At 66.6% G+C, this 7171-nt stretch carries 7 protein-coding genes; 3 read left to right on the top strand and 4 right to left on the bottom strand.

The window, feature by feature from the left end:
* The 3 genes from A2J02_RS26795 to A2J02_RS26785 all read right to left on the bottom strand — a co-directional run.
* Positions 1 to 1170, bottom strand: a 1170-nt coding sequence (locus tag A2J02_RS26795; RefSeq protein ID WP_197478153.1) for a hydantoinase/oxoprolinase family protein, incomplete at its 3' end; no start/stop codon positions are given.
* A gap of 51 nt (positions 1171 to 1221) precedes the next feature.
* Positions 1222 to 2427 (bottom strand): CaiB/BaiF CoA transferase family protein, encoded by a 1206-nt coding sequence (locus A2J02_RS26790; RefSeq protein WP_068056017.1) that lies wholly within the window; start codon positions 2425 to 2427, stop codon positions 1222 to 1224.
* Positions 2424 to 3089 (bottom strand): GntR family transcriptional regulator, encoded by a 666-nt coding sequence (locus A2J02_RS26785; RefSeq protein WP_068056015.1) that lies wholly within the window; start codon positions 3087 to 3089, stop codon positions 2424 to 2426. The genes A2J02_RS26790 and A2J02_RS26785 overlap by 4 nt, the downstream gene beginning before the upstream one ends.
* A 137-nt stretch (positions 3090 to 3226) precedes the next feature.
* Between A2J02_RS26785 and A2J02_RS26780 the strand changes: the two genes are divergently transcribed.
* On the top strand, positions 3227 to 4123 hold the full coding sequence (locus A2J02_RS26780) for a hydroxymethylglutaryl-CoA lyase (RefSeq protein WP_068056012.1): 897 nt from the start codon (positions 3227 to 3229) through the stop codon (positions 4121 to 4123).
* A 104-nt stretch (positions 4124 to 4227) separates the two neighbouring features.
* On the opposite strand, the gene A2J02_RS27965 is transcribed toward A2J02_RS26780, so the two are convergent.
* The gene (locus tag A2J02_RS27965; protein ID WP_068056009.1) at positions 4228 to 5088 is read right to left on the bottom strand and encodes a class I SAM-dependent methyltransferase; all 861 of its coding nucleotides are present in this window, start codon (positions 5086 to 5088) and stop codon (positions 4228 to 4230) included.
* 63 nt (positions 5089 to 5151) lie between these two features.
* Between A2J02_RS27965 and A2J02_RS27960 the strand changes: the two genes are divergently transcribed.
* Together A2J02_RS27960 and A2J02_RS26765 are read left to right on the top strand one after the other, a co-directional pair.
* Positions 5152 to 5964, top strand: a complete 813-nt coding sequence (locus A2J02_RS27960; RefSeq protein WP_068056006.1) for a class I SAM-dependent methyltransferase — start codon at positions 5152 to 5154, stop codon at positions 5962 to 5964.
* Complete coding sequence (locus A2J02_RS26765; protein ID WP_082898840.1) at positions 5955 to 6938, top strand: phytanoyl-CoA dioxygenase family protein; 984 nt, start codon at positions 5955 to 5957, stop codon at positions 6936 to 6938. Before A2J02_RS27960 ends, A2J02_RS26765 begins: the two co-directional genes overlap by 10 nt.
* The last annotated feature ends 233 nt before the right edge of the window (positions 6939 to 7171 follow it).

Raw genomic sequence — 7171 nt, 5'->3', positions numbered from 1 at the left:
ATCTACCTCCCCGCCCGCCAAGGAGGCCGGGAGGTAACCGAGAACGACGTTCGCGTCGGTCACCGTCGGGTCGGTTCCGCCTTTTCCGTAGGCGGCAGGCCCGGGGTCGGCCCCGGCCGATTGCGGCCCGACCCTCAATGCTCGCGTCAACTCGGGCACGTGCGCGATGGAACCGCCACCGGCACCGACCGTTCGCACGTCCACGCTCGTCGCGCGGACGGCGAGGTCGCCGACCTTGGTCTCACGGCCGATACGTGGTTGCCCACCGAGCACGAGGGCGACGTCTGTGGACGTCCCGCCCATGTCGAAGGTGAGAAAGTCGGAGAAACCGGCTTGCTCGGCGAACCACACGGCCCCGGTAACCCCACCCGCCGGACCCGACAACAGCAACGACACCGGCGCCTCCGATGCCTTCGCCGACTGCACCAGTCCGCCGTCACTTCGTAGGATCGACAGCGGAGCCTTGATCCCCCTGTCCTGCAACGAGTTGTCGAGATTGCGTACGTAACGCGACACCTCGGGCTGAACGTAGCTGTTGGCCACGGTGGTCAGGGTCCGCTCGTACTCCCGCATCTCGGGCAGGACCTGACTGGAGATGGAGATCGGAATGCCCGGGAGCTCGTCGGCAGCCCACTCGGCGATCTTCTTCTCGTGTGCGTCGTTCGCATAGGAGTTGATGAGCGAGATCGTCAGCGCTTCGATACCGGCACCGGCGAGGCGACGCAACTGACCCCGCGCCTGGTTCTCGTCGAGCGCCGTCACCTCGGAGCCGTCCGCCGCCAGACGACCCACGACCTCGACGGTGTTCTCCAGTGCTGCAAGCGGTTCGGGCTTCGGCCAGATGATCCATCCCGCCAACCCTCCCGGTACGTACGATCTGGCGATCTGCAGGACCTGCCTGAACCCGTCCGTGGTGACGAGTCCGACGCGCGCTCCCCGGCCCTGCAGGATGGCGTTGGTCGCCACCGTGGTGCCGTGGAGCACCTGATCGATCTCCGACGGTTCGATGCCGGCCTTCGAGCACACTTTGTCGATGCCGTTCAACACCCCGACGGACTGATCGGCCGGCGTCGACGGAGTCTTGGCTCTGTAGGTGGTACCGGTCGTTTCTTCGAGAAGCAGAACGTCGGTGAAAGTTCCGCCGACGTCGACTCCGAGTCGATAGCGCATGATGATCTCCGGTGGTGTGCGGTGCGGTGAGTGAGGACGATGCGGTCGAGCTCAGATGATGCCGCGGTCGACGAGCGCAGCCCGTTCGGCCTCGGTGAGACCGAGGAGCGATCCATAGATGTCCGAGTTGTGTTCTCCCAGTTCAGGTCCTGCATGCCGGACGGCTCCGGGGCTGTCGCTGAGCTTGGGCACGACGCCCGCCATCGGGATTTCGCCGAAATCGGGATGGGCCAGGCGCACGATGGCGTCGCGGGCCGCGAAATGCGGATCGTCGAACATATCGCGAGCGGTGTAGATGCGGCCGGCGGGAACACCGGCCTCGTGGAGGATGTCGAGAACCTCGTCGGTTCCCAGATCTGCGGTCCATGCCGAGATGACGTCGTCCAGTTCGTCCATGTTCACCCCGCGTGACGCGTGGTCGACGTACCGGGGATCGGATACGAGATCGGACCGCCCCATGGCGGTGACCAAACGGGCGTACACCGAATCCTGGTTCGCGGCAACCAGAATCATCTCGCCACCCCTCGTGGGGTAGACGTTGCTCGGCGCGATGTTCGGCAGCACCGATCCGGTGCGTTCGCGCTGGTAGCCGCCGATCTCGTATTCCGGGAGCAATGATTCCATCATCGCGAGCACGGCCTCGTAGATCGCCGAATCCACCAGTTGCCCACGCCCCGTTCGCTCCCTGTGGTGCACGGCCGTGAGGACGCCGATCGTCGCGAACACCGCGGCCAGGGAGTCGCCGAGCGAGATTCCGGCCCGAGAGGGTGGCAGATCCGGATTACCCGTCACGTATCTGATTCCGCCCATCGCCTCACCGATCGAGCCGAACCCGGCGCGGGGAGAGTAGGGCCCGTCCTGGCCGTAGCCGGTGACTCTGGCCATGATCAGGCGTGGGTCCAGTGTGCGCAGATCCTCGTACCCTAGCCCCCATCGCTCGAGAGTGCCGGGGCGAAAGTTCTCGACGACGATGTCCGACTTACCGATGATGTTGCGCGCCAACGCTTGTCCTTCTTCGGTGCGGAGGTTGCATGTCACCGACTTCTTGTTCCGCGCCACCACCGGCCACCACAGCGACTTGCCGTGGGGTTTTTCCCGACCCCATTGCCGCATCGGGTCACCCTTGCCCGGCGGCTCCAGCTTGATCACCTCGGCTCCGAAATCTGCGAGGAGTTGTCCGCAGAACGGTCCTGCCAACAACTGACCCATCTCGACTACTCGTAGGTCTGACAACGGCCCTGTGGCGGCCTCGCTCATTCGGACTCCTTGGCTTCGTCGGGCGTGAGAGATTGCAGTAGAACGTGTTTCGCTGCGCGGACGTGCGCCCGCATGACCGAGTCGGCCCAGATCTCGTCTCCGCTTCTCAACGCGGCCACCAGATCTCGATGGTGTGCGTGGCTGCGGGAGAGATCGGCAGGCGAGTAGCGGTGAAAGGTGCGCATCACGAGGGGGAGTTGGATGACCGCGCTCAACATCGTCAGCAGGCGCGTGCTGGCGGCGGCGGTACGCACGATGGCATGGAACTCGTCGTTCAACTGCGCCATCAGGTCGAGCCTCTGGCCGGCGTCTCCGGCCGCCGACGATTCCATGAGATCGCAGAGTTCGCTCAGCCGGTCGAGGTCTTTCTCCTCGATACGACGAGCAGCGCGAGCGGCAGCCATGGCCTCCAGCGTCATACGCAGGTCGTAGATCTCCTCGAGATCGTCTGCCGTCCAGGTGTACACACGGGCTCCGCGATGCGGAACCACCTCGACGAGCCCTTCCATCTCCAGCTGCCGCAGGGCCTCACGAACGGGCGTCCGACTGGTCTCGGTCAGCTCGGCGATATCGACCTCACCCAGCCTGGCACCGGGCGCGTACGTGCCCGCAATGATCCCCTCCCGGAGGTGGGAATACACACGATCCACGGCTCTGGCCACTGAAGGCCTCCGATCGAAGATGGGCTGGTTGTTCACAACTTAGGACCATCCCCACCTCCTGTCCACGAGAATCGCAAATTTTCCCCGAAAGAAACACAGGTGTTGCATACAACAAGAGCGGGGAGAAGGATCGGGGGATGACGTCTGTGCAACTTGTCGAGGTGGGCCCGCGTGATGGATTGCAGAACGAGAAGACTGCATTGTCGGTGGATCAGAAGATCGAGTTGATCGCCCGAAGCGTTGCAGCGGGAGCCAAGCGAATCGAAGCGGTCAGCTTCGTGAACCCTCGCCGGGTGCCACAGATGGCCGGGGCCGAGGATGTGATGGCCGGGATCGAACGACGCGACGACGTGTCCTACATCGGCCTCGTGTTGAATCGCCGCGGACTCGACAGAGCGATCGACGCACGCGTGGACGAGGTCAACGTGGTGGTCGTCGCATCCGAGGAGTTCAGCCGGCGAAATCAGAATTGCTCTGTCGCAGAAGCAGTGTCGACTGCGCGCGATGTCATTCGAGACGCCGGATCCGCGGGCTTGGCCACCACCGTCACCATCGCGGCGGCGTTCGGTTGTCCGTTCAGCGGAGAAGTCGATCCTCGTTACGTGGGCGAGATTCTCGCGCAGTTCTCCGACGACCGACCGTCGGAAATCGCCTTGGCGGACACCATCGGCGTCGGCGTGCCGGCACAGGTCCGCGTGTTGGCCGACATTGCGAGTACACGAGCACCGGGAATCCCACAGCGCTGGCACTTCCACAACACGCGGAACACGGGCTACGCCAATGCGTTGACTGCTCTCGAGACGGGTGCGCGAGCGCTGGATGCCAGTATCGGCGGCTTCGGGGGTTGCCCGTTCGCCCCCGCGGCAACGGGCAACATTGCGTCCGAGGACCTGATCTATGCACTCGATCGATCCGGAGTCGAAACCGGTGTGCACCAACAGGTTCTGGTCGATGCCGCGGCGTGGCTCGGGAGTGCACTGGGCAAAGAGGTGCCGGCCCTACTCGGACGAGCCGGCGGCTTTCCGAGCGCGTGAGCGCGCCTGCCCGTCCCCCAGGATCGGCTCCTCATTTCCGGATATGTGCCTCCGATCGGCGTCGGATATCCGGGTCCGGGGAGCTGATCCGCGGCGACGATCTCTCAACGACGGGTCGCGGCGAACACGTCGACCGGGTGCGGCACCCGAGGCCTGCCATCGGCACCGGGCACCGAGACCGCGTCGAGGTAGGCCCGCACAGGGCCGTGCAACTCTGGCGTCAGCCGGGCCTGCACCGCGAAGTCCAGCACCTCGTCGGTCGCGGTGGAGAGGTCGACCATCGCGTCCAGAGTGACCGAGTCGTCGAGAGCAATCCCGTTGTCCACGAACGCTTTGTCGACGTCGGCGCTGAACCACTGCCGGTGGCCCTCGAGCGGCGGGGCGAGCACACCGACCAGAGCGTTGAGCGCGGCCGACGGTGCAACGGCCACCCACAGTTCGCCGCCGGGTCGCAGCAGGTCGAGCGCGCCGCGCAGGGTTGCCCCCACGTCGGCGACGTAGTACATCGAGTGCACGAACATCACGACGTCGAAAGTCTCGTCCACCGGGACGTCGTCGAACGACGCGACGTACGCGTCGGCGTCGAGCTCGTCGGCCGTCAGGGCGGCCATCTTGGCGGCGAACAACGTCGCGCTCCCGGGCCAGGGGTCGATGCCGACGTACCGCACCGGTCGGCCGGGCACCTGCTGCATCAGCCCCGCGGCGAGGCGGACGTCCAGCGAACCGTCACCGCAGCCCACCGACAGCACCGAGATTGGTCCATCCCCCACCCTGGCCAGCCGCCCGGACAGGTGCTCGGCGATGAGGCCGCGCTGGTCGGAGAGGAACTCGAAGGCGGCATGCCCGCGAGCGTAGGAGCCGGGGTCGAGACCGGCGAGGGGCGCCGCGCCACGCCGCGCCGCCCGCAACCCGTCGAGGAGCACGGCCGCGGTGTCGGTCGACGAAGTCGGAGCTATGTTGGACATTGGACCGAGTCAACCACGACGCCCCATCCGGTGCATCGAGGTCGGCTTCCTAGGAGGAATCGCGTGAGCAGCGGAGACACAGCCGATCGCAGTCTCGAGCACTGGAGCGAGGCCGGACGCAGGGGCATGGAAGCGTTCTACGCCCTGGCCACCGAGGACTATCACCAGCTCGCATTGGCAGCCGATTGGCCCGCCCTGCTCGCCGAGCACAGCCGCGACGGCTGGACGCTGCTCGACGTGGCCTGCGGCAGTGGCAAGTTCCCCACTGCACTGCGCCGCTACACCGATCTGTCGGCGGTGCCCGAGCTGGCCTACGACCTGCTCGACCCGTCTGCGTTCTCGGTGGCCGAGGCGCGTGGTGCGCTCGGTGCTCCGTTCGTGCCTCGGGACGACTTGGTGATGACCCTGCAGGACCTACCCGCCGATCGGACCGGGTACGACATCGTGTGGGCCACCCACGCGCTGTACGCCCTCCCGCCGGCCGAGTTGGACAGCGCGGCCGAACGGTTCGTCGCTGCACTGGCCCCCGGCGGCCTCGGCCTGGTCGCGCAAGCGACGGCGTCCTCCCACTACCTTGCGTTCTACGACGCCTTCCGCGCCGGCGTGCGCGAAGCAACGCCGTACACGACGGCCGAGCAGGTGCGCGACGCACTGATTCGAGCCGGCGCGGACGTGCGCGACCAGCGCGTCACGTACACCACCGGAACGTCGGATCGCGCTGTCGCCGAAGGCTTTCTGCAGCGCTGCGCCTTCGACGACTCCGTGTCGCTCGACGAGATGGAAGCGGCACCGGTGCTGGGCGACTACCTCGCCTCCTGCCGCGACAAGTCCGGTTCCTACACCTTCTCCCACGAGGCGGCCCTGCTGTGGCTGTGAACCCGCCGACCAACGAGCGGCTCCCCGAACAGAACCGCGACGGCGGCATCGATCAGGACTGGGCCGGCAACGATCAGGACTGGTGGGACTGGTACGTCACGCTTGCTGCCAACGACCATGCACCCGCTGAGCTGGTCGACGGGCCGGGCCTACCCGACGTCGACGCGGCCACGGACGAGCAAGTCGAGCGTGAGCTTGCCGAGCCGTACGACCTCGACCCGGCCGCGGTCGAAGCCTTCACTCGCGATGCCTTCGTCCGGCTACCCGCGGTGCTGTCGCCTGCCGTGGTACGACGCCTCGCCGAACGCCTCGAGGAGCTACTACGCGCCGAGCACGGCGAGAACGTCGCCGGCCGATTCACCGCGCTCGAGCAGATGTGGTTGCACGACGACCTGATGCGCGCGGTGGCGCTGTCGCCCCGGATCGGAGGGCTGGCCACGGCGCTGTTGGGCGAGCCGGCCGTGCGGCTCTACCACGACAACGCGCTGTCCAAGGAGCCCGGCTGTGGACGCACGCCCTGGCATCACGACGCGGAGCATTTCCCACTGCAGACCGTCCAGGCGGTCACCGCGTGGATGCCGATGTCGGCCATCCCCGGCCGCATGGGTCCGCTGTCGTTCGCGCGCGGAGCAGGCGTGCTCGACGAGGTCGCGGACCTGGAGTTCGACAAGGTCGGCACGTCGTACGACGAGGCCGTCGCCCAGCGCTTCGTCGAGCGCGGCGTCGCGGTGGCATCGGAGCCATTCGAAGTGGGCGACGTGTCGTTCCACTCCGCGCTGTGCTTCCACACCGCCGGGCCGAATCGCACGACACAGCCGCGCCGAGCACTGGCCACCACCTATTTCGCCGACGGGGCTCGGGTCGTGGAATCGCCGACACTGATCAGTGGCACGTGGCGCGAGTTTCTCCCCGGTGTCGAGCCCGGCGGCCTCGCGGCCTCCGAACTGAACCCGGTGGTCGGCCGCCGAGACTGAGCCGACGGCACTCGCGCCGAGACCCGGTCGTGCCCACCCCTGTCGGCGCGTCACAGCGCCGGAGTCCGCGAACCGATCAACGAACGATACGCACCTCGCTGAATCACCGGAATGCAACTGGGACAACCGATCTCACTCAGCGTGGACATGTTGTCGGCACACACCCGAGCGGACAACCGAAGCGGGACAACAATTCACAACGACAGTCGGGCTCGCAGGTGAACGAAGTGTGC

The sequence above is a fragment of the Rhodococcus sp. EPR-147 genome (assembly GCF_001647185.1).
Taxonomy (GTDB): Bacteria; Actinomycetota; Actinomycetes; order Mycobacteriales; family Mycobacteriaceae; genus Rhodococcoides.
The sequence above is the reverse complement of the archived record's forward strand: the minus strand, read 5'-3'. Positions and strand labels throughout refer to the sequence as shown.

Excerpts from the sequence above, each read along its gene's own strand:
- A2J02_RS26790 (WP_068056017.1), bottom strand. The coding sequence starts at position 2,427 with ATGAGCGAGGCCGCCACAGGGCCGTTGTCAGACCTACGAGTAGTCGAG.
- A2J02_RS26780 (WP_068056012.1), top strand. The coding sequence starts at position 3,227 with ATGACGTCTGTGCAACTTGTCGAGGTGGGCCCGCGTGATGGATTGCAG.
- A2J02_RS27965 (WP_068056009.1), bottom strand. The coding sequence starts at position 5,088 with ATGTCCAACATAGCTCCGACTTCGTCGACCGACACCGCGGCCGTGCTC.